The sequence below is a fragment of the Geodermatophilus sp. SYSU D01036 genome (assembly GCF_054050435.1).
Genome location: NZ_JBJGZJ010000001.1, coordinates 100637 through 126006 on the forward strand (window position 1 = coordinate 100637; position 25370 = coordinate 126006).

The 25370-nt window shown below is 76.6% G+C and carries 28 protein-coding genes; 12 read left to right on the top strand and 16 right to left on the bottom strand.

Annotated elements, in window-relative coordinates; genetic code table 11:
* The first annotated feature begins 40 nt into the window (after positions 1-40).
* A complete protein-coding gene (locus tag ACI8AR_RS00575) occupies positions 41-1543 on the top strand; it encodes a phytoene desaturase family protein (RefSeq protein WP_457049232.1) in 1503 nt (500 codons plus the stop codon).
* Here ACI8AR_RS00575 and ACI8AR_RS00580 read toward each other — a convergent pair.
* Both ACI8AR_RS00580 and ACI8AR_RS00585 read right to left on the bottom strand, forming a co-directional pair.
* Complete coding sequence (locus ACI8AR_RS00580; RefSeq protein ID WP_457049233.1) at positions 1540-2319, bottom strand: crotonase/enoyl-CoA hydratase family protein; 780 nt, start codon at positions 2317-2319, stop codon at positions 1540-1542. The genes ACI8AR_RS00575 and ACI8AR_RS00580 overlap by 4 nt on opposite strands.
* Positions 2316-3848: an AMP-binding protein gene (locus tag ACI8AR_RS00585; protein ID WP_457049234.1), complete on the bottom strand. Its 1533-nt coding sequence runs from the start codon at positions 3846-3848 to the stop codon at positions 2316-2318. The genes ACI8AR_RS00580 and ACI8AR_RS00585 overlap by 4 nt, the downstream gene beginning before the upstream one ends.
* Positions 3849-3923: 75 nt before the next feature.
* On the opposite strand from ACI8AR_RS00585, the gene ACI8AR_RS00590 reads away from it, so the two are divergent.
* A complete protein-coding gene (locus ACI8AR_RS00590) occupies positions 3924-4475 on the top strand; it encodes a TetR/AcrR family transcriptional regulator (protein ID WP_457049235.1) in 552 nt (183 codons plus the stop codon).
* A gap of 29 nt (positions 4476-4504) precedes the next feature.
* Positions 4505-5014 (top strand): DinB family protein, encoded by a 510-nt coding sequence (locus tag ACI8AR_RS00595; RefSeq protein WP_457049236.1) that lies wholly within the window; start codon positions 4505-4507, stop codon positions 5012-5014.
* Between the two features lie 4 nt (positions 5015-5018).
* Here the strand turns inward: ACI8AR_RS00595 and ACI8AR_RS00600 are convergent, their stop codons facing one another.
* The 5 genes from ACI8AR_RS00600 to ACI8AR_RS00620 all read right to left on the bottom strand — a co-directional run bounded on the left by ACI8AR_RS00600 (position 5019) and on the right by ACI8AR_RS00620 (position 9647).
* Positions 5019-5681 (bottom strand): DUF4232 domain-containing protein, encoded by a 663-nt coding sequence (locus tag ACI8AR_RS00600; RefSeq protein WP_457049237.1) that lies wholly within the window; start codon positions 5679-5681, stop codon positions 5019-5021.
* A complete protein-coding gene (locus ACI8AR_RS00605) occupies positions 5665-7128 on the bottom strand; it encodes a hypothetical protein (protein ID WP_457049238.1) in 1464 nt (487 codons plus the stop codon). The genes ACI8AR_RS00600 and ACI8AR_RS00605 overlap by 17 nt, the downstream gene beginning before the upstream one ends.
* Positions 7129-7135: 7 nt before the next feature.
* Positions 7136-8644 (bottom strand): leucyl aminopeptidase family protein, encoded by a 1509-nt coding sequence (locus ACI8AR_RS00610; RefSeq protein WP_457049239.1) that lies wholly within the window; start codon positions 8642-8644, stop codon positions 7136-7138.
* 107 nt (positions 8645-8751) lie between these two features.
* Positions 8752-8919, bottom strand: a complete 168-nt coding sequence (locus tag ACI8AR_RS00615) for a DUF3117 domain-containing protein (RefSeq protein WP_012947303.1) — start codon at positions 8917-8919, stop codon at positions 8752-8754.
* A gap of 74 nt (positions 8920-8993) precedes the next feature.
* Positions 8994-9647 (bottom strand): DNA-3-methyladenine glycosylase I, encoded by a 654-nt coding sequence (locus ACI8AR_RS00620; protein ID WP_457049240.1) that lies wholly within the window; start codon positions 9645-9647, stop codon positions 8994-8996.
* Positions 9648-9764: 117 nt separating this feature from the next.
* Here ACI8AR_RS00620 and ACI8AR_RS00625 point away from each other — a divergent pair, with 117 nt between their 5' ends.
* On the top strand, positions 9765-10940 hold the full coding sequence (locus tag ACI8AR_RS00625) for a DUF222 domain-containing protein (protein ID WP_457049241.1): 1176 nt from the start codon (positions 9765-9767) through the stop codon (positions 10938-10940).
* A gap of 645 nt (positions 10941-11585) precedes the next feature.
* Here the strand turns inward: ACI8AR_RS00625 and ACI8AR_RS00630 are convergent.
* Positions 11586-12482 carry a DMT family transporter gene (locus tag ACI8AR_RS00630; RefSeq protein WP_457049242.1) on the bottom strand — a complete coding sequence of 299 codons (897 nt, stop codon included), beginning with the start codon at positions 12480-12482 and terminating at the stop codon, positions 11586-11588.
* 47 nt (positions 12483-12529) lie between these two features.
* On the opposite strand from ACI8AR_RS00630, the gene ACI8AR_RS00635 reads away from it, so the two are divergent.
* Positions 12530-12889, top strand: coding sequence for a hypothetical protein (locus ACI8AR_RS00635; RefSeq protein ID WP_457049243.1), 360 nt, complete (start codon positions 12530-12532; stop codon positions 12887-12889).
* A gap of 117 nt (positions 12890-13006) precedes the next feature.
* Here the strand turns inward: ACI8AR_RS00635 and ACI8AR_RS00640 are convergent, their stop codons facing one another.
* Both ACI8AR_RS00640 and ACI8AR_RS00645 read right to left on the bottom strand, forming a co-directional pair.
* Positions 13007-13855, bottom strand: coding sequence for an ABC transporter permease (locus tag ACI8AR_RS00640; RefSeq protein ID WP_457049244.1), 849 nt, complete (start codon positions 13853-13855; stop codon positions 13007-13009).
* Positions 13852-14799, bottom strand: coding sequence for an ATP-binding cassette domain-containing protein (locus ACI8AR_RS00645; protein ID WP_457049245.1), 948 nt, complete (start codon positions 14797-14799; stop codon positions 13852-13854). Before ACI8AR_RS00645 ends, ACI8AR_RS00640 begins: the two co-directional genes overlap by 4 nt.
* Positions 14800-14913: 114 nt before the next feature.
* Here ACI8AR_RS00645 and ACI8AR_RS00650 point away from each other — a divergent pair, with 114 nt between their 5' ends.
* From ACI8AR_RS00650 to ACI8AR_RS00665, 4 genes are all read left to right on the top strand, one after another.
* Positions 14914-15618 carry a TetR/AcrR family transcriptional regulator C-terminal domain-containing protein gene (locus ACI8AR_RS00650; protein WP_457049246.1) on the top strand — a complete coding sequence of 235 codons (705 nt, stop codon included), beginning with the start codon at positions 14914-14916 and terminating at the stop codon, positions 15616-15618.
* A 58-nt stretch (positions 15619-15676) separates the two neighbouring features.
* On the top strand, positions 15677-16306 hold the full coding sequence (locus tag ACI8AR_RS00655) for a LysE family translocator (RefSeq protein ID WP_457049247.1): 630 nt from the start codon (positions 15677-15679) through the stop codon (positions 16304-16306).
* Between the two features lie 79 nt (positions 16307-16385).
* Positions 16386-16853 carry a DUF2243 domain-containing protein gene (locus ACI8AR_RS00660; RefSeq protein ID WP_457049248.1) on the top strand — a complete coding sequence of 156 codons (468 nt, stop codon included), beginning with the start codon at positions 16386-16388 and terminating at the stop codon, positions 16851-16853.
* A complete protein-coding gene (locus tag ACI8AR_RS00665; RefSeq protein ID WP_457049249.1) occupies positions 16850-17575 on the top strand; it encodes a cytochrome c oxidase assembly protein in 726 nt (241 codons plus the stop codon). The genes ACI8AR_RS00660 and ACI8AR_RS00665 overlap by 4 nt, the downstream gene beginning before the upstream one ends.
* Here ACI8AR_RS00665 and ACI8AR_RS00670 read toward each other — a convergent pair.
* The 4 genes from ACI8AR_RS00670 to dapE are packed head-to-tail and all read right to left on the bottom strand — an operon-like array spanning position 17563 to position 20368.
* Positions 17563-18027, bottom strand: a complete 465-nt coding sequence (locus ACI8AR_RS00670) for an SRPBCC family protein (protein WP_457049250.1) — start codon at positions 18025-18027, stop codon at positions 17563-17565. The two genes, ACI8AR_RS00665 and ACI8AR_RS00670, sit on opposite strands and share 13 nt — an antisense overlap.
* Positions 18020-18415, bottom strand: coding sequence for a DivIVA domain-containing protein (locus tag ACI8AR_RS00675; protein ID WP_457049251.1), 396 nt, complete (start codon positions 18413-18415; stop codon positions 18020-18022). The genes ACI8AR_RS00670 and ACI8AR_RS00675 overlap by 8 nt, the downstream gene beginning before the upstream one ends.
* A gap of 7 nt (positions 18416-18422) precedes the next feature.
* Positions 18423-19265, bottom strand: a complete 843-nt coding sequence (locus ACI8AR_RS00680) for an LOG family protein (protein WP_457049252.1) — start codon at positions 19263-19265, stop codon at positions 18423-18425.
* Positions 19262-20368 carry a succinyl-diaminopimelate desuccinylase gene (gene dapE, locus ACI8AR_RS00685; protein WP_457049253.1) on the bottom strand — a complete coding sequence of 369 codons (1107 nt, stop codon included), beginning with the start codon at positions 20366-20368 and terminating at the stop codon, positions 19262-19264. Before dapE ends, ACI8AR_RS00680 begins: the two co-directional genes overlap by 4 nt.
* A 53-nt stretch (positions 20369-20421) precedes the next feature.
* On the opposite strand from dapE, the gene dapD reads away from it, so the two are divergent.
* A complete protein-coding gene (dapD, locus tag ACI8AR_RS00690) occupies positions 20422-21399 on the top strand; it encodes a 2,3,4,5-tetrahydropyridine-2,6-dicarboxylate N-succinyltransferase (protein ID WP_457049254.1) in 978 nt (325 codons plus the stop codon).
* 52 nt (positions 21400-21451) lie between these two features.
* Here dapD and ACI8AR_RS00695 read toward each other — a convergent pair whose 3' ends face one another.
* Positions 21452-22558: an alpha/beta fold hydrolase gene (locus ACI8AR_RS00695; RefSeq protein ID WP_457049255.1), complete on the bottom strand. Its 1107-nt coding sequence runs from the start codon at positions 22556-22558 to the stop codon at positions 21452-21454.
* 138 nt (positions 22559-22696) lie between these two features.
* Between ACI8AR_RS00695 and ACI8AR_RS00700 the strand changes: the two genes are divergently transcribed.
* The gene (locus ACI8AR_RS00700) at positions 22697-23380 is read left to right on the top strand and encodes a hypothetical protein (RefSeq protein ID WP_457049256.1); all 684 of its coding nucleotides are present in this window, start codon (positions 22697-22699) and stop codon (positions 23378-23380) included.
* Between the two features lie 208 nt (positions 23381-23588).
* Positions 23589-25094, top strand: coding sequence for a PxKF domain-containing protein (locus ACI8AR_RS00705; protein ID WP_457049257.1), 1506 nt, complete (start codon positions 23589-23591; stop codon positions 25092-25094).
* A gap of 75 nt (positions 25095-25169) precedes the next feature.
* Here ACI8AR_RS00705 and ACI8AR_RS00710 read toward each other — a convergent pair whose 3' ends face one another.
* A complete protein-coding gene (locus ACI8AR_RS00710; RefSeq protein ID WP_457049258.1) occupies positions 25170-25334 on the bottom strand; it encodes a hypothetical protein in 165 nt (54 codons plus the stop codon).
* Positions 25335-25370: the final 36 nt, after the last annotated feature.

Consider the following 25370-nt stretch of genomic DNA (forward strand, 5'->3'; position numbering starts at 1 on the left):
CACCCGATCGGGCGGTGAGCTGCGGCACTACGGTGACGCTGTGGCACGGGTGGTGGTCGTCGGCGCGGGGCTGGGCGGCCTCGCCGCCGCGGCACGGCTGGGCGCGCTCGGGCACCGGGTGACCGTGCTGGAGCAGTCCGGCGCCGTCGGCGGGAAGCTCGGCTGGTACGCCCGCGACGGCCACGCCTTCGACACCGGCCCCAGCCTCGTCACGCTGCCGCAGGTGCTGCGCGACCTGTTCGACGCCACCGGCGGCCCGCTGGAGGAGTCCGTCGACCTCGTCCGGCTCGACCCCGCCGTCGACTACCGGTTCGCCGACGGCACGCGGCTGGCCGTCCCCGGGCACCTCGACGCGGTCCCCGGCGCCCTCGACGCCGCCCTCGGCGACGACGCCGGCACCCAGTGGCGGGCGCTGCTCGAGCGCGCCGGCGCGATGTGGGCGATCACCGAGCAGCCGTTCCTCCGCTCGCCGCTGCGCGGCGCGGCCACCCTGGCCCGGCTGGCCCGGGACCCGGCCGACGTCGCCGCCGTCGCACCCTGGCAGACGCTGCGCGGCCTGGGCGCCCGCTACCTGCGCGACCCGCGGCTGCGGGTGCTGCTGGACCGCTACGCCACCTACTCCGGCTCCGACCCGCGGCGCGCGCCCGCCGTGCTCGCGACCGTGCCCTACGTCGAGCAGGCGTTCGGTTCCTGGTACGTCCGCGGCGGGCTGCACCGGCTGGCGGAGGCGGTCGCCGAGCGGGCCCGCGAGCACGGCGCCGACGTCCGCACCGGCACGCCGGTCCGGCGGGTGCTGCGCGACGGCGGCCGGGTGGCCGGCGTGGAGCTGGCCGAGGGCGGCGAGGTGACCGCCGACGTCGTCGTCTCCGGCGCCGACGCCACCGCCCTGTACGCCGGGCTGCTGCCGCCGGACCGGCGCACCCGCGCGGTGCGGCGCGGGCTGACCCGGGCGACGCCGTCGCTGTCGGGGTTCGTGCTGCTGCTCGCGCTGCGCGGCCGCACGCCGGGGCTGGCGCACCACACCGTCGCCTTCCCCGCCGACTACGACGCCGAGTTCGACGCGGTGTTCGGCACCGGCCGGCACCGCGGCCTGCCCTGCCCGGTGCCCGACCCGACCGTCTACGTCAGCGCCCCCGACGACCCCGCCACCCGGCCCGACGACGACAGCGAGTCCTGGTTCGTCCTGGTCAACGCGCCGCGGCACGACCCCGAGTGCGGCGTCGACTGGGACACCCCCGGTCTCGCCGACCGCTACGCCACCCGGGTGCTGGAGGTGATGGCCGCCCGCGGGCTCGACGTCCGGTCCCGGCTGCGCTGGTGCGTCACCCGCACGCCGGCCGACCTCGCCCGCGAGACCGGCAGCGTCGGGGGCTCGATCTACGGCACGTCGAGCAACGGTGCCCGCGCGGCGTTCCTGCGCCCGGGCAACGCCGCCCCCGTGCGCGGGCTGTACCTGGTCGGCGGCTCGTCGCACCCGGGCGGCGGGCTGCCGCTGGTGACCCTGTCGGCGGAGATCGTCGCCGGGCTGGTCGGCCCGGCCTAGATGCCGCTGCCGTGCCGACCCTCGCCGGCGGCGAACCGGGCGGCGCCGGGCAGCGCGTCGACGGCGAGCGAGGCCAGCCCGTGGCGGAACTCGTTGGCCAACGCCGCCGCCTCGTCCAGCCCCTCCTGCTCCAGCAGCGAGGCGCGGTCCTCACGCAGGCAGGTCTGCGGGAAGGCGGCCAGCCGGCGGGCCAGCTCCTGCGCGGCGGCCAGCGCCTGCCCGGCCGGCACGACCTGGGTGACCAGGCCCATCCGCAGCGCCTCGTCGGCGTACACCGACCGGCCGGTGAGCACCAGGTCCATCGCCCGGCCCGCGCCGATCAGCCGCGGCAGCCGCACGGTTCCGCCGTCGATCAGCGGCACGCCCCAGCGGCGGCAGTAGACGCCGAACACGGCGGTCTCGTCGGCGACCCGCAGGTCGCACCACAGCGCCAGCTCCAGCCCGCCGGCGACCGCGTGCCCGGCGACGGCCGCGACCACGGGCTTGGACAGCCGCATCCGCGTCGGCCCCATCGGCCCGTCACCGGTGACCTCGGTGCGGTTGCCGGTGGGCGTGCCGACCGCGCGCAGGTCGGCGCCCGCGCAGAAGGTGCCGCCCTCGCCGTGCAGCACCGCGACGGCGGCGTCCGGGTCGGCGTCGAAGGCGCGGAAGGCGCCGGCGAGCGCGGCGGCGGTCGGCCCGTCGACGGCGTTGCGCGCGTGCGGGCGCGACAGCCGCACCGTGGTCACCGGCCCGTCGCGCTCGACGGTGACCGCGTCGGCCCCCGACGGCCTCACCGGGGCACCCCCGCCCACAGCGGCTCGCGCAGCGCCCGGCGCAGCACCTTGCCCACCGGCGACAGCGGCAGCGCGTCGACGACGTGCACCGCCTTGGGCACCTTGTAGCCGGCCAGCGCCGCCCGGACGGTGTCGCGCAGCTCGTCCTCCGTCACCTGCGCTCCCGGCCGCAGCGTGACGAAGGCGGTCACCGCCTCCACCCACGTCGGGTCGGGCGCGGCGACCACCGCGGCCCCTGCCACCGCCGGGTGGGCCTGCAGCACGTCCTCGACCTCGCGCGGGTACACGTTGTAGCCGCCGGTGACGATCATGTCGCTGGTGCGGTCGACGAGGGTGAGGTACCCGCGGTCGTCGACGCGGGCGAGGTCGCGGGTGCGGATCCAGCCGCCGGGCGTGACCGTCCCGGCGGTGAGCTCCGGCGCGTCGGCGTAGCCGGCCATCCCGAACGGCGCGCGCACGCGCAGCTCACCGACCTCGCCGGCCGGGACCGGCGCCCCGTCGGCGTCGGTGAGGAGCACCTCGGCGTCGACCGAGGGCTGCCCGCAGGAGCCGGCCAGCGACGGGTCGGTGTGGTCCTCGGCGCCGAGCACGGTGATCGCCAGCGGCGCCTCGGTCTGCCCGTAGTACTGCACCAGCCGCGGGCCCCACAGCTCCAGCGTCTCGGCCAGGACCGGCCCCGGCATCGGGCTGGCGCCGTAGACGGCGGTGCGCAGGCTGGAGACATCGGCCCGCTCGGCGGCGCCGGAGGCGAGCAGCATGCCGAGCATGGTCGGGACCAGGTTGATCTCCGTGGCCCGGTACCGGGCCAGGGCGTCGAGGTAGACACCGGGGTCGAAGCCGGGCAGCACCGCCGCCGCTCCCCCGCGGATCCAGTACGGCAGCACGAACGTGCCGCTGGCGTGGATGAGCGAGGCCGCGTGCAGCATGACCGAGTCCCGCCCGGGCGAGACCAGGTTGGCCAGGACGTTCGCGCAGATCGCCGCGTAGCTGGCTTGGGTGTGCACGACCGCCTTGAGCGCGCCGGTGGTGCCGGAGGTGTAGAGGACCAGCACGGGGTCCCCGGGCTCGGCCGGCAGCATCGGATCGGCGCTGCTGGCCTCCGCGGCGGCGGCCAGCAGGTCGACCGCCTCGACGTCCGGGCTCGGGCCGAGGGCCACCAGGCGCAGCCCCTCCACGCGGCCGGCGAGGTCGGCGGCGCGCTCGGCCAGCGCCGGCCCGAAGACCAGGACGCCGACACGGGTGGCACGCAGCATCCGGGCCTGCTCCTCCGCCGACAGCCGGGCGTTGAGCGGCACCCGCGCAGCGGCCGCCTTGAGGCAGGCGAAGTCGATGGGGATCGACCACAGGCCGTTGTCGACCAGCAGCCCCACCCGCGCCCCGGGCGTCACCCCGAGCCCGGCGAGCACGTGCGCCATGCGGTTGGCCCACTCGTCGACCTCGCGGAACGTCAGCGAGCGGTCCCCGCTCAGCACCGCCGTCCGGCCGGCGTGCTGCCGTGCCCCGCGCCGCACCAGCTCCGTCGTCAACACCGCGTCTCCCTCCTCCGGACGAGGACGCGAACTTACAGTCCGTACGGACGGTATGTCGACGGTTACCGTTCCTCCGTGCCGACCCAGCAGGAGCGCCGGGCCGACACCCGCGCCCGCCTGCTGGCGGCCACGCTCGACTGCCTGGTCGAGCACGGCTACGCCGGGACGACGACGCAGCGGGTGCAGGACCGCGCCGGCCTCTCCCGCGGTGCCCTGCTGCACCACTTCGCGACCAAGGACGCCCTGCTGGTGGCGGCGGTCTCCGAGGTCGCCGACCAGCAGGTGGCGCGGCTGCGCGCGGAGGCCGGCGGCGCCGCCGACCCCGTGGAGCTGCTCCGCGGCGTGATGTCCGGCCCGCTGTTCCTCGCCGGCCTGGAGCTGTGGCAGGCCGCCCGTACCGAGCCCGTGCTGCGCGCGGCGCTGCTACCTGCCGAGCGCCGGGTCGGCAGCGCCGTCCGCGAGGTCCTCGGCGGGCTGTTCCCCGCCGCGCGGGCCGGCCGGGCCGACGTCGAGGGGCTGCTGGCGCTGCACCGCGGGCTGGCCCTGACCAGCGTGCTGCGCACCGACCCCGAGCTGGAGCGCCAGGTGGTGCGACTGTGGGTCGACCGGGTGATGAGCGGCGGGTGACGCACGGCCGGGCGTGCGAGGGTCCTCCGGTGCGCACCGACCCGCCGGAGACCGCCGACGAGACCACCACGCTGACCGCCTACCTCGCCTTCCAGCGCGAGACGCTGCTGCTGAAGACCGAGGGGCTGACCCGGGAGCAGCTGGCGCGGGCGCACCCGCCGTCGTCGCTCACCCTGGCGGGGCTGCTGTACCACCTGGCGCTGGTCGAGGAGTCCTGGGCGGTGGAGCGGTTCGCCGGGGAGCCGATCCCCGCGCCGTGGGACGGCGTCGACTGGGACGCGACGCCCGACTGGGAGTTCGACGCCGCCGTGGACCTCGGGCCGGACGTGCTGCGCGGGCGCTACCGGGAGGCCGGGCGGCGCACCGACGCGGTGGTCGCGGCGGCCGGGTCGCTGGACGCGCTGTCGGCGGTGCCGCTGCGCACCGGCAACCGGTTCAGCCTGCGCTGGATGCTGCTGCACCTGGTCGAGGAGACCGCCCGGCACAACGGCCACGCCGACCTGCTGCGCGAGGCGGTGGACGGCGTCACCGGCGAGTGAGGCGCTACCGCGCCAGCTCCGTCGCCCAGGCGGCCACGGCGATCTCCCCGGTGGTGCCGGCGTCGACCCACATCGGCAGGACCTGGCCGGGGTCGCCTGGCACCGGGACGACGTGCAGCGCCCGCCCCTCGGTGAGCCCGCCGGCGGTGACCGTCGCCGACCAGGAGACGCCGGTGACCGCGCTCTGCCCGGGCTGCAGCACCAGCGGGGACGGCCCGGGGTCGCGGACCATGTAGCTCGACTCGTGCGCCACGGTGAACGGCATCGGCCGCCCCGTCCCGTCGAGGACGGCGACCTCGGCGTAGCCGGTGACGTCCCGCGGCGCGTCCCCGCAGTTGGTCACGGTGACGACGACGCCCCGGTGGCCGAGGCCGGCGTCGACCGGGCCGGCGGTGACGAGCAGGCCCAGCGGCGAGCAGGTCGGCGGCACCGGCCGCGGCACCTCCGGGACGCCGGGTGCCGGGGTCGGCTCGGTCGGCTCGGTCGGCTCCGCGGACGGCGTGGGCGCGGGCGGGACCCCGATGCCCGCGGCCTCGGCACCGGCCGGTGCGCGGGCGGCCAGCGCCACGGCCGTCACCGCGACGACGGCCAGCGCCACCAGCAGCGGGACCAGCCACCGGGCCCGCGGCGCCCCCGCCCCGCGCGGCGCTTCAGCCCCGCGCGGCACCGAGGCCCAGCACGGCGGCGAGCCCGAGCGCGCTGCGCGGCGCGTAGGCCGCCCGCCACAGCCCGCCGTGGACGGCGGCGTACGCCTCGTCCTGCCACGGCTGCTCGTGCCGCGGCCCGCCGCCGGTGTGCAGGTCGTGCACCAGCAGCGCGGCCATGAGCACGTTCGACGTCGCCGGCTCGAACACCTCGACGCCGAAGCGGTGCGCCCCGGCGTAGGCGGCGGCCAGCGCCCGGTTCTTCACCACCGAGCGGGTGCGGGTCGGCGGCGCGACGTTCATCGACACCGTCGCCCCGGCCGCCCGCGCGACGGTCGCCCGCCACCGCTGCAGCCGCTTGGCCAGCGCGTAGTTCGGTCCCTGCTGGGCGACCAGGCTGTCGCTGATGCCCGGGTCGGTGCCCGGCACGTACGCCCGCTGCAGCAGCCGCCCGGCCGAGAGCGTGCGCAGCGGCCGGCCGAGGAGCTTGCCGGCGCGGGAGCGGCCGGCGTAGGCGCGCGCCGACTGCTCGACGGCGTCGCCGGGGACGGCGAAGACGTCCGTGGGGGTGGCGAGGAAGGCCAGCGCGAGGTCGGGCCGGTCGCGCTGCAGGCGGAGGGTGAGCGCGTCGACGGCGGCCGACACCCGCACGTTGGTGGCGCCGTCGGCGTAGACGTAGTCGCCGAGCACCGGGTCGCCGGGCAGGCCGGCCACCCAGTCGCCGACGGCGGGCACCTCGCGCACGAGGTCGGCGCCCGCGGTGCCGGCGAGGTCGCCGTCGTCGTCGGCGGCGGGCAGCAGCAGCCGGCCGGCGCCGCGGCGGGCGGTGTCGAGCACCCGCCGCCACAGGTCCGGCCGCGGCAGGTCGACCCCGGCCACGGTGGCGCCCCATCGCAGCAGCGCCGTCAGCGGGCCCATCTCCGCGCCCGCGCCGAGCACGACGACGGTCCGGCCGGGCAGCGCCAGCCACTCGGGGTGCGCGGCCACGGTGCGCACCGCCTCGGCCAGGCTGGGCTCGGCGATCCCGCCCTCGACCCAGTTGTCCACCTGGCGCAGCAGGTCGTCACCGCGCAGCCGCCGGCCGTGGAAGGGCAGCGTGAACTCGCGCTCGGGCTCGGCGGTGCCGGCGACCTCGCGGGTCCGCAGCGCCCGCCCGGCCGGTGCCGCGGGCAGCGCGGTCAGCGGCTGCTCGCCGTCGTCGGCAGCCACCCGCAGCCGGGCGTGGACGGCGTCCAGGCCGGCCCCGGCGATGGTCCGGGCCGCGTCCGGGGAGGCCAGCCCCGCCTCGACCAGGCGGCGGAAGTGCACCAGGTAGCCCGCCCGCCAGTTGGTCTCTGACTCGGCGGCGCGGGCGCCGGTCGGGTCGACCGGGCGCAGCGCGTCGGCGACGACGGCGCGGCCCACCGCCGCGGTGCTGCGCCGCCCGTCCGGGCCGGCGGGGAAGACGACTCCGGTGTCGTCGGTGCTCATGGGCTCCTCAGTCCGTCACGGTCGGCGGCGGGTCGAGCGGGGCGCCGGCCTCCAGCCAGCGCAGCAGCGTACGGGCGCCGAAGCCGGTGCCGCCCTTGACCACCTCGGCGTCGTCGGAGCCGGCCCGGGCCGGGCCCGCGATGTCGAGGTGCGCCCACGGCAGGTCGCCGGCGAACGGGCGCAGGAACAGCGCGGCGGTGGTGCCGCCCGGGTTGCCGGGGGCGTTGTTCGCGTCGGCGACGTCGCTGTCCAGCAGGTCGGCGTACTCCTCAGCCAACGGCATCCGCCAGACCCGCTCGCCGGCGTGCAGCGCGGCGGTGGACAGCGCGCCGGCCAGCCCGTCGGTGGTGGCGTACAGCCCGGCCGTGCGGGCGCCGAGCGCGGTCCGCATCGCTCCGGTGAGCGTGGCGACGTCGACCAGCGCGGTGGCGCCCAGGTGCAGCCGGGCGTGGGCGAGGCCGTCCGCGAGCACCATCCGGCCCTCGGCGTCGGTGTTCCGCACCTCGGTGGTGCGCCCGCCGACGTGCCGGACGACGTCGGCAGGGCGGTAGGCCGACCCGGACACCGCGTTCTCCGCGGCCGGGACGACGGCGGTGACCGCGACCGGCAGCTCCAGGCGGGCGGCGGCGTCGACCGCGGCGAGCACCGCCGCTCCCCCGGCCATGTCGGTCTTCATCTCGCGCATCCCGGGGCCGCGCTTGATCTGCAGGCCGCCGGTGTCGAACGTGATGCCCTTGCCGACGAGCACCGGCCGGGCGGGGCCGGCGCCGGGCGGCGCGTACGCGGCGACGACGACCCGCGGCGGGGACGCCGAGCCGCCGCCGACGGCGAGCACGCCGCCGAAGCCGCCCGCGGCGAGCTCCTCGGGGCCGAGCACGGTGACGGTCACGTGCGGCAGGCCGGAGAGCCGCTCGACGGCCTGCCCGGCCAGCCAGGCGGGGTCCTTCGTGTTGCTCGGGGTGTTGACCAGGTCGCGGGCCCAGGCGACGGCGGAGCCGGTGACCTCCCCGGCGCGGGCGGCGGCGACGACGGCCGGGTCGTCGGCGTCGGCGGCGACCACGGTGACGGTGGCCAGCCGGCGCGGGTGCGGCTTCGACGTCTCGCGGAACCGGTAGCCGGCCAGCAGCGCGGCCTCGACGGCGGCGCGGACCTCGTCGGCCCCGGCGGGGGCGGTGGCGGCGTCGAGGGGCAGGACCAGCCGGGTGGCGCCGTGCTCGGCGAGGGTCTGCGCGCGGCGCACGGCGGTGGCGACGTAGCGGCGCAGGTGCGGCAGCGTCCCGTCGCCCAGGCCGGCGGCGACGACGCTGCGCGGGGAGCGTCCGGGGACGGGCAGGTTGGTGATCGCGCCGGGCCGGCCGGTGTTGCCGGTGTCCTGGAGCGCGCCGGCGAGCAGGTCGGCCGGGACCGGCGGGGCGGTGCCGGGGGTGGGCGAGGTCAGCCAGGTCGGCAGCGTGCCGCCGGACCCGACCGGGACGGCGAGGACGTCGTCCCCGGTGAGGCGCGGCAGGCGGGCCACCAGTTCGACCCGCGGCAAGGGTGCGGCCCCGGTCGCCGGCGGGCTGCCGGCGGCCGGGGCCGCGTCGTCCTGCGCGGTGCTGCCCGAGGGCGAGCTCGCGGGGACGTTCAGCTGGTCGCGCCCTTCAGCGCCTCGGAGAGCGCTGCGGCCTCGTCGGGGGACAGTTCGACGACCAGCCGGCCGCCGCCCTCGAGCGGCACCCGCATGACCAGGCCGCGCCCCTCCTTGGTGACCTCCAGGGGACCTTCACCCGTGCGCGGCTTCATGGCCGCCATGCGTGCCTCCTTCGCCGGCCACCCGTCGCTCCTGTGCGGCTGCGGTGTGGCTGTGTCTCGTGCAGTGAGCTCCGCTACCCATGATCCCGTATGACCGCCGCGGAACCAACCGGAGCCCCCTCCCGGGTGGCGCGGAAGCACGTCGCGACGTGGTCGTCGACCATGCCGGTGGCCTGCATGAGCGCGTAGGCGGTGGTCGGTCCGACGAAGACGAAGCCCCGCCGCTTGAGCTCCCTGGCCATCGCGGTGGACTCCGGACTGGTGGCCGGGACGTCGGCGAGCGTGGCCGGCCGCGGGCGCTCCCCCGTCGGCGCGAACGACCACAGCAGCGCCGACAGGCCCTCGGGGACGTCCTGCGCGGCGCGGGCGTTGCGGATCGCGGCGGCGATCTTGGCGCGGTTGCGGACGATGCCGGCGTCGGCCATCAGGCGGGCCTCGTCGTCGGCGGTGAAGGCGGCGACGGCGTCGATGGAGAAGCCGGCGAAGGCGGCCCGGAAGGCGGGGCGCTTGCGCAGGATGGTGATCCAGGACAGGCCGGACTGGAACGCCTCGAGGCAGAGCCGCTCGAACAGCGCGTCGTCACCGTGCAGCGGGGTGCCCCACTCCTCGTCGTGGTAGGCGACGTACTCGGGGGCGCTGTCGCCCCAGGCGCAGCGCACGCGGTCGGTGGTCGGCACGGGCTCCACGACGGCGACGCTAGTGCCGCCGTCCGACAGGTCGGTCGTCATGGACACCTCCTACCGCCGCCCGGACAGCTCCCGCGACGGCGGCCGAGGAGCTATGGACAGGCGCCTGAACTGGGGATTCGCACTGCGCCCGGCTGTCGGATCCCCTAGACTTCGATCATGTGTTCGAGCGAGCTGGGCAGTGGTGACGCCCTCGACGCCGTCGCCGCGGCCGTCGCCCGACGCAACCGCGAGGACGCCCGGCTGACCCGCCTCGTCCGTGATGCGGAGAACCAGCAGGCGCCCGAGAGGGACGGGCTGAGGTCGATGACCTCCTGGCTGCGCGGGCACTGCCGGCTCTCGCCGGCGGAGGCCGCCCGGCTGGTGCGCAACGGCCGCGCCCTGGAACACCTGCCGGCACTCGCCGAGGCCCACGAGGCCGGTCTGGTGTCCGCCGAGCAGGTCGCCGTCGCGGCGCGGGCGGTGACCCCCGAGCGGCTCGTCGCAGCCGCGGTGGCCGGGGTGGACCTGGCGGTGATCGACGCGGTCCTCACCGGGGTGGCGGTCGAGCGGGAGCACGCCGACCTGGTGCAGGTGGTGCTGCACTACTGCACCGACCTGGATCCCGACGGGCCCGAGCCGGATCCGACCGAGGGCCGGTCGCTGACGCTGTCCCGGCACGCCGACGGCTCGCTGTCCTTCCGCGGGCACCTGGACGCCGTGGGCGGGGAGCGGCTGCAGGCCGCCCTGGAGGCGCACGTGCAGGCCGACCGCCCCGCGGGGGACGAGCGCACCCGCGCCCAGCGGCTGGGCGACGCCCTCGTGCAGGTCGCCGACAACGCCCTCGCCGCCGGGATGCTGCCTCAGCTGCGTGGCCACAAGCCGCAGATCGCCGTGGTCGTGGACCTGGACGACCTGGTGGACCCGGCCGGAAGCCCGAACGCCGGGCGGATGGGGTTCGGCGCCACCATCTCCGCGGCGCGGGCGCGGTGGCTGGCCTGCGACGGCGCGGTGTCCCGGGTGGTGTTCGGCCCCGACGGCGCCCCGCTGGACCTCGGCCGCGAGCAGCGGCTGATGAGCCGGCACATCCGCAAGGCAGCCGAACTCCGGGACGGCGGGTGCGTGTTCGCCGGATGCGACGCCCCGACCTGGTGGTGCGACGTGCACCACCTGGTCCACTGGATCGACGGGGGCGAGACCTCACTGGAGAACTCGGCCCTGTTGTGCGAGCGCCACCACACCAAGGTCCACCACGGCTTCCGCGTCGAACGACAACCCACCGGCACCTGGCGCACCTGGCGCCCGGACGGATCGGAGATCACCGTCCGGCCGCCTCTCCTCGCCCCCGCCGCCTGAGGGCAGTTCCGGTCACGTGCGGGACCGGGGACCGCCCCGGGGATCACGCGAGCCGTCGCTGCTGCCGGTGTCCCTGAGCGGCCCATTCAGGGACGACCACAACGAACCCCGACGTGACCGCCGCCAGGGCCATGGTCGGCCCGGGCCTCGGCCATCGCAGCTTCTTGCCCCTGTTACCCGCAGCGGAGATGCTGCCCGCGAGTGGTGAGACCTGGGCGCGGGTCGGCGGAACGATCGAGGACCAGCCGACCCACTCACGACATGCCAACGCGGTGAGAGGTGACGGGCCATGACAGCAGCGGATGATGCCCGCCAACGCTGGCTTGACGGCGGTGGTCCCCGCTACCGGGTCCTGCCCGAGCCGGTAGCGCTCGAAGAGACGATCGCCGTCCACCCGGCGGAGCCAACAGGGCCCCCTGCCGATTGGCACGTTGGACCCGATGCTCTCGGTGACGGCGGCGACGGGGGCGACTGACCGTCCTTGAAGCCGCCTTCAGGGACACGGATAGCGGGCACGTGATCCGCAGGACCGGCTCCACGCACTTGCGACGCGGGAGCACCGTTGCCGACCCGTACACGTCGTGTGACCTCGAGTCCTGCGACCGCCTCCGCGCGCGGCTGTCCACCCGGGCATGACCGCGGGCCTCAGGGGACCGCGGCGTCCACCGCGGCGGGGGCCGGAGCGGGGGCGTTGCGCCGGGTCGCGAGCACGCAGCCGACGAGCACCAGCGGCAGCCCGACGGCGAGGCCGAGGGTGAACGGCTCCCCGAGCAGCAGGACGCCGGCCACGACGGCGACCGCCGGGTTCACGAACGTGATCACCAGCGCCCGCTGCGGCCCGACCTCGCGGATGAGCGCGAAGAAGAGCACCAGCGCCACCGCCGTGCACACCACCCCGAGCGCGACCAGCGACGCCAGCGCGGACACCGACGCGTCGGCCACCTCCCCGACCCGCGGCAGCGCGAACGGCGCGTACACGAGCGCAGTGATCGTCAGCGCGATCGCGCTGACCGCGACACCGGGGACGTCGGCCAGCGACCGGCTGGCCACCAGCGGTGCGGTGCCGTAGCCGATGACGACCAGCACGACGGCGAGCACCGGCAGCAGCGCGATGCCCTCGACGTCGAGACCGAGCAGCGCGGCGATGCCGACGACGCCGAGCCCCATGCCCGTGAGCCGCACCGGCGTCAGCCGCTCCTCGCCGCCCACCAGCCGCGCGGCCAGCGCCGCGACGAACGGCACCGACGCCACCAGCAGCCCGGTCAGCGAGCTCGACAGCGACACCTCGGCGTAGGACAGCAGCAGCCACGGCCCGGTCATCTCCAGGACCGTGAACACCAGCAGCGCCCGCCAGTGCCGCAGCGCCGGCCGCACCTGCCCGCGGGCCAGCGTCCACGGCAGCAGCAGCGCCGCCCCGATCACGCACCGGACGAAGACCACCACGACCGGCGACGTCTCCCCGACCGCCACCTTGATCAGCAGGTAGGGCACTCCCCAGATGACCGACATGGCCAGGAACAGCGCCCATCCGCGACGACTCACCGCGACATCCTCACCGATCCGGCACCCGTTCCCGTTGCGCATCCCCGGTGACCGGCGTTGGACTCCTCGTCGTGGACCCCGGCCGGCGCTTCGACCTCCTGGTGGAGGCCCTCGCCACCCGGCCCGGCGTCGGCCCGCCCGGCGCGGGCGGCGGCCGGGGCTTCGGCTCGGCCGCGCTCACCGTCGACGGGGCGATCTTCGCGATGGTCGTCGGCGGCGCGCTGGTGCTGAAGCTGCCGCGTCACCGGGTGGAGGGTCTGGTCACCGCCGGCACCGGCCTGCCCTTCGCCGCGGCCAACGGCACCCCGATGCGCGAGTGGGTCGCCCTCGACCACGGCACCCCCGAGTCCGACCTGGCCCTCGCCGAGGAGGCGATGGCGTTCGTGGCCGCCCGCCGCCGCGGGTGAGGTGCTGGACCGGCCTCCCTGCAGGGGCCCGCCGCCGGCCCCGTCCAGAGGCTCGTCCCGAGCCTGCGAGGGATGAGGAGGACGGGGTCCTTCCGCGGTGGGGGCAGGGAGGTCCTCCTACTCGGGGCGGCTGAACAGCCAGGCGGCGACGGCGAGCAGCGCCGCGCCCACCCCGCCCACGATGACGACGTCGAGCCAGACCGGCACCGGCCAGGCGCCCCAGCGCAGCGCGACGGCGTCGGCGGCCGCAGGGTCGACGTAGTGCAGGACCAGCCGCCGCACCGCGTCGACGCCGTAGGTGACCGGGTTGGCCAGCGCGAGGGCGTGCAGCCACCCCGGCAGCGCGCCGCTGACCGGGAAGAAGGCGCCGGACAGGAACATCAGCGGGGCGAGCAGCAGCTGCACCCGGGGCATCACGGTCTGGATCTGGTCGACCCGGACGGCGATGACCAGGCCCAGCGCGGTGATCGAGAACGCGACGACGAACAGCAGCGCGACCGTCCCGACGATCATGAGGGGCGCGTACGGGACGCCGACCAGCCCGGCGAGCGCCAGCAGCACGACCGACTGCAGCGTCGCCACCGTCGCCCCGCCCAGCGCCTTGCCCAGCACGATGCTGGTCCGGCTGACCGGCGCGACGAGCATCTCCCGCAGGAAGCCGAGCTCCCGGTCCCAGACGATCGAGATCGCCGAGAAGACGGCGGTGAACATGACCGAGGTGGCCAGCACGCCGGGGAAGAGGAACGTCGAGTAGTCGGCGTCGCCGAAGGTGTCGACCGGGAGCGTGGCGCCCAGGCCCTCGCCCAGCACGAACAGGAACAGCAGCGGCTGGGCGAACGACGACAGGATCCGGCCCCGGTCGGTGCGGAACCGCAGGATGTCGCGGTGCCAGACCACCTTCACCGCGCGCAGCTCGTGCCGCAGGCCCCGGCCGGCCAGCCGGACGGGAGCGGTGGTCGCCGTCATCGCCGGCCTCCCCGGAACATGGCCGCCACCATCGGGTTCCGGCCGGCCGCCGCCTGGCGGTCGGCCATGCGCGCGCCGGTGTAGGCCAGGAACACGTCGTCCAGCGTCGGCCGGGACACGCTCACCGAGCGCACCGTGAGGCCGAGCTCGAACAGCCGCGGCACGAACTGCTCGCCGTCGGGGGTGAGGACGACCAGCGCCCCGCCCTCCCGCTCCGTCTCCACGCCCAGCCGCTCGCGCACCATGGCCTCCGCCGCGTCGTCGTCGGTGGTCGTGACCCGCACCCGGTCGTGGCCCACGCTGGCCTTGAGCGCCGAGGGCGTGTCCAGCGCGCCGATCCGGCCGGCGTCGACGATCGCGATGCGGTCGCAGCGCTCGGCCTCGTCCATGTAGTGCGTGGTGAGGAAGACGGTGATGTCCTCCTCGGCGCGCAGCCGGTCGACGTAGCGCCACAGCGACGCCCGCGACTCCGGGTCCAGCCCGATGGTCGGCTCGTCGAGGAACAGCACGCGCGGGGAGTGCAGCAGGCCGCGGGCGATCTCCAGCCGGCGCTTCATGCCGCCGGAGAAGGTGCGCACGAGCGAGCCGCGGCGGTCGGTCAGGCCCACCATCTCGAGGACGACGTCGATCCGCGGCCCGACCTCGGCCCTCGGCATCCCGTAGATGTCGGCGTGGAAGCGGAGGTTCTGCTCGGCGGTGAGGTGGTCGTCGAGGGTCGTCTCCTGGAACACCAGGCCGATGTGCCGGCGCACCTCGGTGCGGTCGCGGACGACGTCGAAGCCGGCCACCCGCGCGGTGCCGGCGGTGGGCCGCAGCAGCGTGCACAGGATCTTGATGGTGGTGGACTTGCCCGCACCGTTCGGGCCGAGGAAGCCGAACAGCTCGCCCCCGTGCACCGTCAGGTCGATCCCGCGCACGGCCTCGACCTCGTCGAACCTCTTCACCAGGCCGGCGACCTCGACCGCGGGCGGACGGTCGGCGGCGGCCTCCCCCGACGGGGTCCCTAACGCCGTTAGAGTCACCCCCGGAGCGTCCTCGAACACCGTTAGAGTGTCAAGGTGCCGATCTCCAGGGACGACGTCGTCCGCGCCGCCGTCGAGGTGCTCGACGACGAGGGCCTGGCGGGCCTGACCCTCCGTGGGGTCGCCGCGCGGCTGGGCGTGAGCGCGCCGACGCTCTACTGGCACGTCAAGGACAAGCGGCACCTCCTGGACCTGGTGGCCGACTCCGTCATGGCGGAGGTGCCGGAGAGCACGCGGGCGCCGCGGCCGGGCGAGCCGGTCTGGGAGTGGCTGGCCGAGGCGAGCCGGGTCCGGCGGGCGCTGCTGCTCGCCCACCGCGACAGCGTCCAGGTGGTGGCCGGCAACCGGCCGACCGAGGTGGCGCTGCCCGGCATCGAGCGCACGCTGCGCGTCCTGGTGGAGGCGGGGCTGGAGCCGGGTGAGGCGGTGCGCGTGGTGACCGCGCTGGGCTCGTTCGTCCTCGGGGACGCGCTGGAGACCCAGACGGCGCTCGACCGGCCGGCGGGCGGGCCGCCGGGCGGGCCGCCCGGCGACCCGGGCCGCTTCCCCACGCTCACCGCCGCGGTCCCCACGGCCGGCGGCGACGAGGAGCGGTTCGAGGAGGGGCTGGCGCTGTTCCTCGACGGGCTGCGCGCCCGCCTGGAGCGCCGCGCCCGCGCCCGGCGCGGGGCGGCCCTCGGCGCCCCGGGTCCGGAGGTGGAGTGCCTGGGCCCGGGGGCGCCGGTGCCCGCGCGGGACTGACCTCCGCGCCCCGCGGGACGCACCTGCCCGGGGCGGCCTGGTGGGTAGCGTCGACGGCGTGGACCGGTCGGGATACGGGACCTTCGTCGTCCTCGCCGTCGTGCTCGTGCTCGTGCCGGGGCCCGACGTCGCCGTCGTCCTGCGCAACACCCTCGGCGGCGGCCGGGTGCGCGGCTCGTGGAGCGCGGTCGGCATCACCGTCTCCAACGTCCTGCAGGGCGCGGCGGCCGCGACCGGCCTGGCCGCGCTGGTCGTCCGCGTGGAGCCGCTGTTCCAGGCGATCCGCTGGGCCGGGGTCGCCTACCTGACGTTCCTCGCCGTCCAGGCGTTCCGCTCGGCGGTGCGCGGCCGCTACCCCGACCTCGGCGACGGCGGGCCCGACGCCGGCCGGGCCGCGCTCACCGGCCTGCGGCAGGGCTTCCTCAGCAACGTGACCAACCCGAAGGTGCTCGCCTTCTACCTCGCCGTCCTGCCGCAGTTCCTCGCGCCGGGCACCGCGGTGCCGGTGCTGCTGGCCTACGCGCTCACCCACGCGGCGGTCGGGCTGGTCTGGCTGCTCCTGCTGGTGGCCGGGCTGTCCCGGGCGCGGCGGGTGCTGGCGCGCCGCCCGGTCCGCCGGGCCCTCGACACGTTCACCGGCTGTGCGCTGCTCGCGTTCGGCGCGCGGCTGGCGGTCTCGCGCGGCTGACCCGCGCCGCCGACGCGGCGCCGTTTCCCGGCCGCGCCGGCCGGGCAGCGCCCGGGGACACCCGACGACGGGAGGCCCCGTGCCCGACGCACTCCCCCGGCCGGCGCCCCGGCGCCGGCTGCTGGTCTCCGGCCTGCTGCTCGGCGCCGGCACCGCGGGCGCGGTGGACGAGATCGTCTTCCACCAGCTGCTGCACTGGCACCACTTCTACGACCGGGCGAGCGGTGCGGCCGGCCTGGTCTCCGACGGGGTGCTGCACGCCGGCACGTTCTCCGCCGCGGTCGCGGGGCTGGCGCTGCTGGCCGACGCCCGCCGCCGCGGCCCGTTCGCCGCCGTCCTGTGGTGGGGCGCGGTGCTCACCGGCGCCGGCGCCTTCCAGGTGTGGGACGGCCTGGTGCACCACAAGCTGCTGCGGCTGCACCAGGTGCGCTACGGCGTCGACCTCACCGGCTACGACGTCGCGTGGGTGCTGCCCGGCGTGGCGCTCCTGGCCGCCGGGGTCCTGCTGCTCCTGCGCGCGCGGGGTAGCCCGGTCCCGCGCCGGTGACCGCCGTCCTCGCGCTGCTGCTCGCCGCGGGCGCCGCCTACGTCGCCGCGACCTGGCGCTGCCGCCGTCCGTGGCCGCTCTCCCGCACCGCCGCGTGGCTCGCCGGGCTGGCCGCCGCGGCGGTCGGCGTCGCGGGTCCCGGGACCGCCCACACGGACCTGCACGCGCACATGGCCGCGCACCTGCTGGTGGGCATGGTCGCCCCGCTGCTGCTCGTGCTCGCCGCCCCGCTCACCCTCGCGCTGCGCGCCCTGCCGCCGCCGGCCGCGCGCCGGCTGTCCCGGCTGCTGCGCACCGCCCCCGCCCGGTGGCTCGCCGACCCGCTGGTCGCCGTCCCGCTCAACGCCGCGGGGCTGTGGCTGCTCTACGGCACCGGGCTGCACACCGCCGTCGGGCACCGGCCGGGCCTGGCCGCGCTGGTCTGGCTGCACGTGCTGGTCAGCGGCCACCTCGCCACCGCCGCGGTGCTCGCCGTCGACCCGGCGCCGCACCGCCGGCCGGTGGCCGTGCGGGCGCTGGCGCTGGCCGGCGGGGCCGCCGCGCACGACGTCCTGGCCAAGGTCCTCTACGCGCACCCGCCGGCGGGCACCGTGGGCGCCGAGGAGGGCGCGCGGCTCGTGTACGACGGCGGCACGGTGGTCACCGTGCTGACGGCGGCGCTGCTGTGGCGGCGCTGGTACGTCAGCCGCGACGCCGTCCGGGCGGCCGCTCAGCCGGCGTAGGCGCGGGCGAAGCGGGCGAACCGGCGCAGCGCGACCCGGAAGCCCACGACGACGAACGGGCGCGCCAACGGCCAGCCGGCCCGGCCGAGCAGCCCGAACGGCGGGTACCACCGTTCGGTCAGGACCAGGTCGGTGCCGCCCCCCGCGGGCGTGAGCTCGAAGATGCCCGGCCCGCGCACGATCCGGCCGGTGTGCTGGACGACCACCCGCCGCGGCGGGTCCCACTCGGTGACCACCATCGTGTCGAGCACGCCGAGGTGCCGACCGCGCCGCCACGGCAGCGGGACGCCGGTGCGCGCGGCCAGCCGCACGCCGACGCCCTCCGCCGCGTCGGTGACCACCTCGACGTCGGTCGCCGGCATCCACCGCCCCTGCGCGCGCCAGTCGGTCAGCGCCGCCCACACCTGCTCGGGCGACGCCTCCACGTGGACCGGCAGGACCAGCTCAGGCATCCCGGCGCACCCCGTCCCCGGTCGGTGCCCCGCCCGGCCCGCCGCGGTCCGGCAGCGGCAGGTCGGGGTCGGTGTCGGCGTCGGCGGCCCGCGGCGCCGGCACCGCGCGCAGCGCCGCGATCGTCTCGTCGCGCTCGTCCAGCGCCAGGGCGAGCTGCTCGAGCAGCCAGTCGACCTCGCTCATCCGGTAGCCGCGCACGGCCACCGACACCTGCAGCCCGCGCACGTCCTCGCCGGTCACCGGCCGGTCGTCGGGCAGCTCGACCGGCGAGCGGTCCAGCTCGGCCGGCGGCTGGGTCTCCCCGCGGCCGAGCAGCAGCGAGCCGCCGAGGAACAGCAGCGCCCCCACGACGGCGACCGCGGCGATCCCGACCAGCAGGGACAGCACGGCCGCCTCAGCCCTCGACCGGCTCGACCGGCGGGGCCAGCGGCGCCCGCATGCCGCCGCCGCCGTCCCCGTTCTGCCGGGCGGTCTCCGCCTCGCGGACCAGCGCGAGCACCTCGTCGACGTCGTCGGTGACGGTGAACAGGTCCAGGTCGCCGGCGTTGATGGTGCCCGCCTCGACCAGCGTGCCGCGGATCCAGTCGACCAGCCCCGACCAGTACGCGCTGCCGAACAGCACGACCGGGAAGCGGGTGACCTTGCGGGTCTGCACCAGCGTCAGCGCCTCGAACAGCTCGTCGAGGGTGCCGAAGCCGCCGGGGAGGATGACGAAGGCCTGCGCGTACTTCACGAACATCGTCTTGCGGACGAAGAAGTAGCGGAAGCTGATGCCGACGTCGACCCACTCGTTGAGCTCCTGCTCGAACGGCAGCTCGATGCCCAGGCCCACCGACAGCCCGCCGGCCTCCGACGCGCCGCGGTTGGCCGCCTCCATCGCGCCCGGCCCGCCGCCGGTGATGACCGCGTAGCCGGCCCGCGCCAGCGCCGCGCCGATCTCCACGCCGGCCGCGTAGTGCGGGTGGTCGGGCTTGGTGCGGGCGCTGCCGAACACGCTGACCGCCCGCGGCAGCTCCGCCAGCAGGCCGAAGCCCTCGACGAACTCGCTCTGGATGCGCAGCACGCGCCACGGGTCGGTGTGCACCCAGTCGGTCGGCCCGCGGCGGTCGAGCAGCCGCTGGTCGGTCGTCGTCCCGACCGTCTGCGGGTCCGGCTCGCCCCCGCGCAGCATGATCGGGCCCCGGTGACGGGTCGGGCGCGGCTTCCGCGCACCGTCGGGCGGGGGGACGGTCGTCATGCGCTGCCTCCGGACAGGTAGGCGGTCAGGGCGTCCTCGGCCGGCTGCAGCCGGTCCACGAGCACGGACTCCTCGCGGGTGTGCGCGAGCTGGGGGTCCCCCGGCCCGTAGTTGACCGCCGGGATGCCCAGGGCGGCGAACCGGGCGACGTCGGTCCAGCCGAGCTTGGCCCGCGGCGGCCGGCCGACGGCGGCGACGAAGGCCGCGGCGGCCGGCTCGGTGAGCCCGGGCAGCGCGCCGCCGGCGTTGTCGACGACGGTCAGCGTGGCGCCGGCGGCCAGCGCGTCGGCGAACACCTCGCGGACGTGCGCCTCCGCGGCGTCCTCGTCCCGGTCGGGGGCGTAGCGGAAGTTGACCGTCACCCGGCACTCGTCCGGCACGACGTTGCCCGCGACCCCGCCCTCCACCCGGACGGCGTTGAGCCCCTCGCGGTAGGTGCAGCCGTCGATCTCGACCTGCCGCGCCTCGTAGGCCGCCAGCGTGCCGAGGATCCCGGCGGCGCCGTGGATCGCGTTCACGCCGAGCCAGCTGCGCGCCGAGTGCGCCCGGCGGCCGGTCACCTCCAGCACCGCCCGCAGCGTGCCCTGGCAGCCGGCCTCGACCTCGCCGTCGGTGGGCTCCAGGAGGACTGCGAGGTCACCGTAGAGCCAGCCGCGCCGCTCGCGGGCCACCCGGCCGAGGCCGCTCCTCGCGGACTCGACCTCCTCGTTGTCGTAGAAGACGAACGTGACGTCGTGCGCGGGCTCCGCACCCGGGACGCCGAAGCGGCCGGCCAGCCGCAGCATGACGGCGTCGCCGGACTTCATGTCGCTGGTGCCGCAGCCGTACAGCCGCCCGTCCCCGACCCGGCTGGGCACGTTGTCCGCGATCGGCACGGTGTCCAGGTGGCCGGCCAGCACGATGCGGGTGTCGCGGCCGAGCGCGGTGCGGGCGAGCACCGTGTCGCCGACCCGCTCGACCTCCAGCCCGCCGAGCTCCCGCAGCGCGGCCTCGACGGCGTCGGCGAGCACCCGCTCGTCGCCGGAGACCGACGGGGTGTCGACCAGCGCCCGGGTGAGGGTGAGGACGTCGGCGGACAGGTCCAGGTCGAGCGCGCCGGTCACGGTGCCCGAGCCTACGGGCGGGCGGTGCGGCGTCGCTGGGTAGCGTCGGGACCGTGACCGCCCCACGCTCCGCCGTCGCCGCCGGCCTCGCGACCATCACCGCCTCCGGCACCGTCCTGGACACCTGGTACCCCTCCCCCGCGCTGGGCGGTGGCGACGGGCCGGCCGGGACCCACCAGCTCGGCACCCTGGAGCTCGGGGGCGAGCTCGGGCACGAGTTCTCCGGGCTGGTGCGCACCGACGACGCCCGCGGCGTGGAGGTGGTCGGCGTCCGGACGGTCGTCCCCGACCTCGACGCGCCGCCGGTCGACGCCCACGACGTGTACCTCCGGCTGCACCTGCTCTCGCACCGCCTGGTGCGCCCGCACGACGTCAACCTGGACGGCGTGTTCGGCCTGCTGGCCAACGTGGCCTGGACCAGCGCCGGCCCGGTGCTGGCCACCGAGCTGACCCCCGCCCGTCGCGCGACCCTGCGCGCGGCGCACGGGCACGTGACCGTGCTGTCGGTGGACAAGTTCCCGCGGATGATCGACTACGTGGTCCCCTCCGGCGTGCGGGTCGCCGACGCCGACCGGGTGCGGCTGGGCGCGCACCTGGCCGAGGGGACGACGGTCATGCACGAGGGCTTCGTCAACTACAACGCCGGGACGCTCGGTCCCTCGATGGTCGAGGGCCGGATCAGCGCGGGCGTCGTCGTCGGCGCGGACAGCGACATCGGCGGCAGCGCGTCGATCATGGGCACGCTGTCCGGGGGCGGCAAGGAGGTCGTCTCGATCGGCACCGGCTGCCTGCTCGGCGCCAACTCCGGCATCGGCATCTCCCTCGGCGACCACTGCGTCGTCGAGGCCGGCTGCTACGTCACCGCCGGCTCGCGGATCACCCTGCCCGACGGGTCGGTGGTCAAGGGCCGCGAGCTGTCCGGCCGCGACGGGCTGCTCTTCCGCCGCAACAGCGTCTCCGGTGCGCTGGAGGCGCTGCCGCGGTCGGGCCAGTGGGGCGCCCTCAACGCCGCCCTGCACGCCAACGACTGAGGTCGGGCACCTCCCCGCGGACGTGCCCGGGGCACGTCCGCGGAGGTGCGCCTCAGGTGAGGCCGGCGGGCTCCTCGGCGGGGACGTCGAGGTGCTCGAGCAGCGCGACGACGAACTCCTGCGGTCGCTCGACGTGCGGCGAGTGGCCGACCCCGGGCAGCACCACCTCGCGGTAGGCGCCGCCGGCCGCGGCGTAGCGGTCGAGCACCGCGCGGGTCTGGGTGACCGTCGGCTGCGGCGGGCAGACCTCCGCGCCCGGCCAGCCCGGCACCGCGCCGAGCTGCCCGAGGTACGCCAGGTCGAACACCGAGGTGTCGGAGACGATCGCGTCGGCGTCGCCGCGGATCCACAGCACCGGCGGCTTGTCGGCCAGGTCGACGACGCCGGACACGTCGAACACCGTGGGCGCCATGGTGTTGAGCACCCCGCGCGTCCCCGGCGCGGTCCCCGGCCAGGCGTCGCTCGGCACGGCGTCGCCCGGGTAGTGGTCCTCCCCGGTGCGGGTGGAGAGCATCGCCGCGACGAAGACGTCCTCCAGCGCCGGGTCCAGCGGCAGCGAGCCCGGCGCCACGTAGAAGGCGCGCAGGACCGACCGCGGTGAGGACGGCGTCGCGTCGGAGGTGTCGCCGGCCGCGAGTGCCGCCACGAACTCCGGGTTGGCCAGTCCCCCGCCGGAGCCCGCGCCGTCGTCGGCCAGCCGCCGTCCCTCGGGACCCGTGGTGCCGCCGAAGCCGTACGGCGAGACCGGCGCGACCAGGGTCACCGAGGCCACCCGCTCCGGCGCGTCGAGCAGCTGCTGCAGGACGACGCCCCCGCCCATGCTCCAGCCGACCAGGTGCACCCGGTCCAGGCCCAGCGCGTCCAGCAGCGCGCCGAGGTCGTCGGCCCAGTCGCCGACCCCGCGGCGCGCGTCGACCGGCAGCGGGTCGGTGTCGCCGTAGCCGCGCAGGTCGACGGCGAGCACCCGGTGCCGCCCGGTGCCGTGCACCGCCAGCAGCGCCTGCTGCCAGAACAGCGCGGAGCTGACGTTGCCGTGCACGAGGAGCACCGCCTCGCCGGGGCCGGCCGGGTCGGTGCCCTCGGGGTGCAGCACGTTCTGGGTGAGCCGCGCGGTGGGCACGCGGGTGGCGGAGACGCCGGGCAGCAGGACGTCGGGCATGCAGGCTCCAGGGGATCGCGCGGGGCGGGAGGACGGCGTGAGGCGGCCGTCACGGTAGCGATCACGCCCGTCCCACGACACCCGTCCGCACCGCGACGTCCGGGGTCCGGCCGGGGAGCGCACCTACAGTCGGGGGCGATGACCAGCGCACGGACGGCTCCGCTCCGCCGGCCGGCGCCAGGTACCCGGCGCCCGGCCGCGAAGCGCCCCTCCGCCAGCCGGCCCGCCCCGAAGCGCACCCCCGCCCGGCGTCCCGCCGGCCGGACCCGCGGCCGCGGCGGCCCGGCCGCCCTGCGCACGTGGTGGCCCGCCTACGTGATCGGGATCGTGGTGGTGTTCGCCCTGGCGTGGAAGGCCGACCGGTCCGAGCCGCCCGCGGCGGCGGCGACCGGGATCTGCACCGTCCCCTCGACGTCGGTGACGCTGTCCGCCGAGCAGTGGGCCAACGCCCAGACGATCGCGGCCGTCGCCCGGCAGCGCGGGCTGCCCGAGCGGGCCGTGGTCATCGCGCTGGCCACGGCGATGCAGGAGTCGACGCTGCGCAACCTCGACTACGGCGACCGGGACTCCCTCGGCCTGTTCCAGCAGCGACCCTCGCAGGGCTGGGGCACCCCGGCGCAGGTGCAGGACCCGGTCTACGCGGCCGGCCAGTTCTACGACCGGCTCGTGCGGGTCCCCGGCTGGGAGACCATGCGCCTGACCGACGCCGCGCAGTGGGTGCAGCGCTCGGGCTTCCCGGAGGCCTACCAGCGCTGGGACGGCTTCGCCCAGTCTCTGACGACGGCGCTGGGCTCCGACGAGCGCGAGCGCAACTGCGGCTGAGCGGCCGGCACGGCCCCGGGCGGTGTCGTCTCGGACTCGGGACGTCGCGGCCGTCGCTCCTGTCACGGACGCACCGGGGTGCACGACGGAGCTCACCCCGTGCAGCCGGACGACGCCATGGCGTGCCGCGCGATCACCTCCCCGGCCGAGCGACCACGGAGCCGCGGGGAGCCCGCTCCGCTGGGAGCCCACCTCACGGGAGTACTCGATGCGTGTGCACAGGCGTTCCCGGGTCCTGGCGGCCCTGACCGCCGGGCTCGTCCTCACCGGCTGCGGCCTCGCCCTGGCCGACACCGTCACCAACACGCTCGACGACACCGTCGACGTGCCGCTGGAGACGATGTCGCTCACGGCCGGGGGCGAGGCCGGGACCACCTCGCTCGTCGTCCGGCCTGCACAGGACGGCGAGAACGGCTGCAACCTCAAGCACGAGGACACCTCGATCACCGTGACCCTGGCGTCGGGCGACGAGTCGGTGGCGCGCCTCGCCTCCCGCAGCGTCACGCTCGAGGACTGCGGCACGGCCGTCCCGCTGACGGTGGTGCCGCTGTCCGCAGGCACCACCACGGTCCACGCGACCGGGTACACCGCCACCGGCGCCACGTCGGGGAGATTCGACATCGAGCCCGTCGCCTTCACCGTGACGGTGGCCCCGGCGCCGCCGCGCAACACCGCGCCGCGGGTCTCGGTCACGGGCGTCGACGCGGAGACCTACGAGATCGGCGACGAGCCGACCGTCGGCTGCGACGTCGAGGACGACCAGCAGCCCGGGGCGACCGCCGCGCCGCGGATCGACCGGTCCGGCGCGGACGAGCACGGCCTCGGCACCGTGACCGTCGCCTGCGAGTTCACCGACGAGGGCGGGCTGTCCGACCGCGCCACCGCGTCCTACGAGGTGGTCGACACGACCGCACCCACGATCACGGCCGGCATCGTCCCGGCTGAGCCCGACGGGGCCGACGGCTGGTACGTGACGGCGCCGACCGTGTCCTTCACCTGCGCCGACGAGGGCGGGTCGGGCGTCGTCTCCTGCCCGGAGGCGGTGCCGCTCGCGGAGGGCGCGGACCAGACCGTCCGCGGCGAGGTGTCCGACCACGCCGGGAACACCGCCGCCGCGACGGTCGAGGACGTCGACGTCGACCTCACCTCGCCGACGGCGGCCTTCGACTCGGAGCTCGGCAGCGTGTACTGGGGCCGGGTCCCCGCCGTCCCGACCTGCACGGCCCACGACGACCTGTCCGGCCCGGGCACCTGCACGGTGAGCGGGTACGGCACCGAGATCGGCGAGCACACCCTGGTCGCCACCGCGTACGACGTCGCGGGGAACGTGGTGGTCGCGGAGCAGCACTACACCGTGCTGCCCTGGACCGTCGGCGCGCTGGGCAACCCGGTCGCGGCCGCCCCGGCCGTCAACTCGGCCAAGGGCGGCAGCACCGTCCCGGTCAAGTTCCGCGTCCTCGCGGGCGCTGAGGAGCTCACCGACGTGAGCGCGGTGCGGTCCATCACGGTCACCGCGGCGGCCGACTGCACCGGCTTCGCGCCGAAGGGCACTCCCGTCCCCGCTACGGCCGCGGGTGGCAGCGTGCTGCGGTACGACGCCCAGGACCACCAGTTCGTCTTCACCTGGAAGCCCGCTGCCGAGGGCTGCGCCGTCCTCAGCGTGACCGCCGCGGACGGGAGCACGCAGACCGCGCGCTTCTCCCTGCGCAAGTAGCACCCGCACACACGAGGAGGGGCCGTCCCGGTACGGGGCGGCCCCTCCTCGCGTCGTCCGGGGCTGGTGGACGGGTCACCGCACGCGGCCCCCGAGCCGCCCGGCGAACTCCGGCCGGTCGAAGACGGCGGGCATCCCGGCGGAGCCGGCCAGGCTGCGGTTGCGGTGCAGGCGTGCCTCGAGCGCGACCAGCGCGACGAGGACGGCGACGGGGAACAGCAGGAACAGCACGAGGAACACGGCAGGGCCTCCGCGACGGGGCCGGGCGGGCTGCCC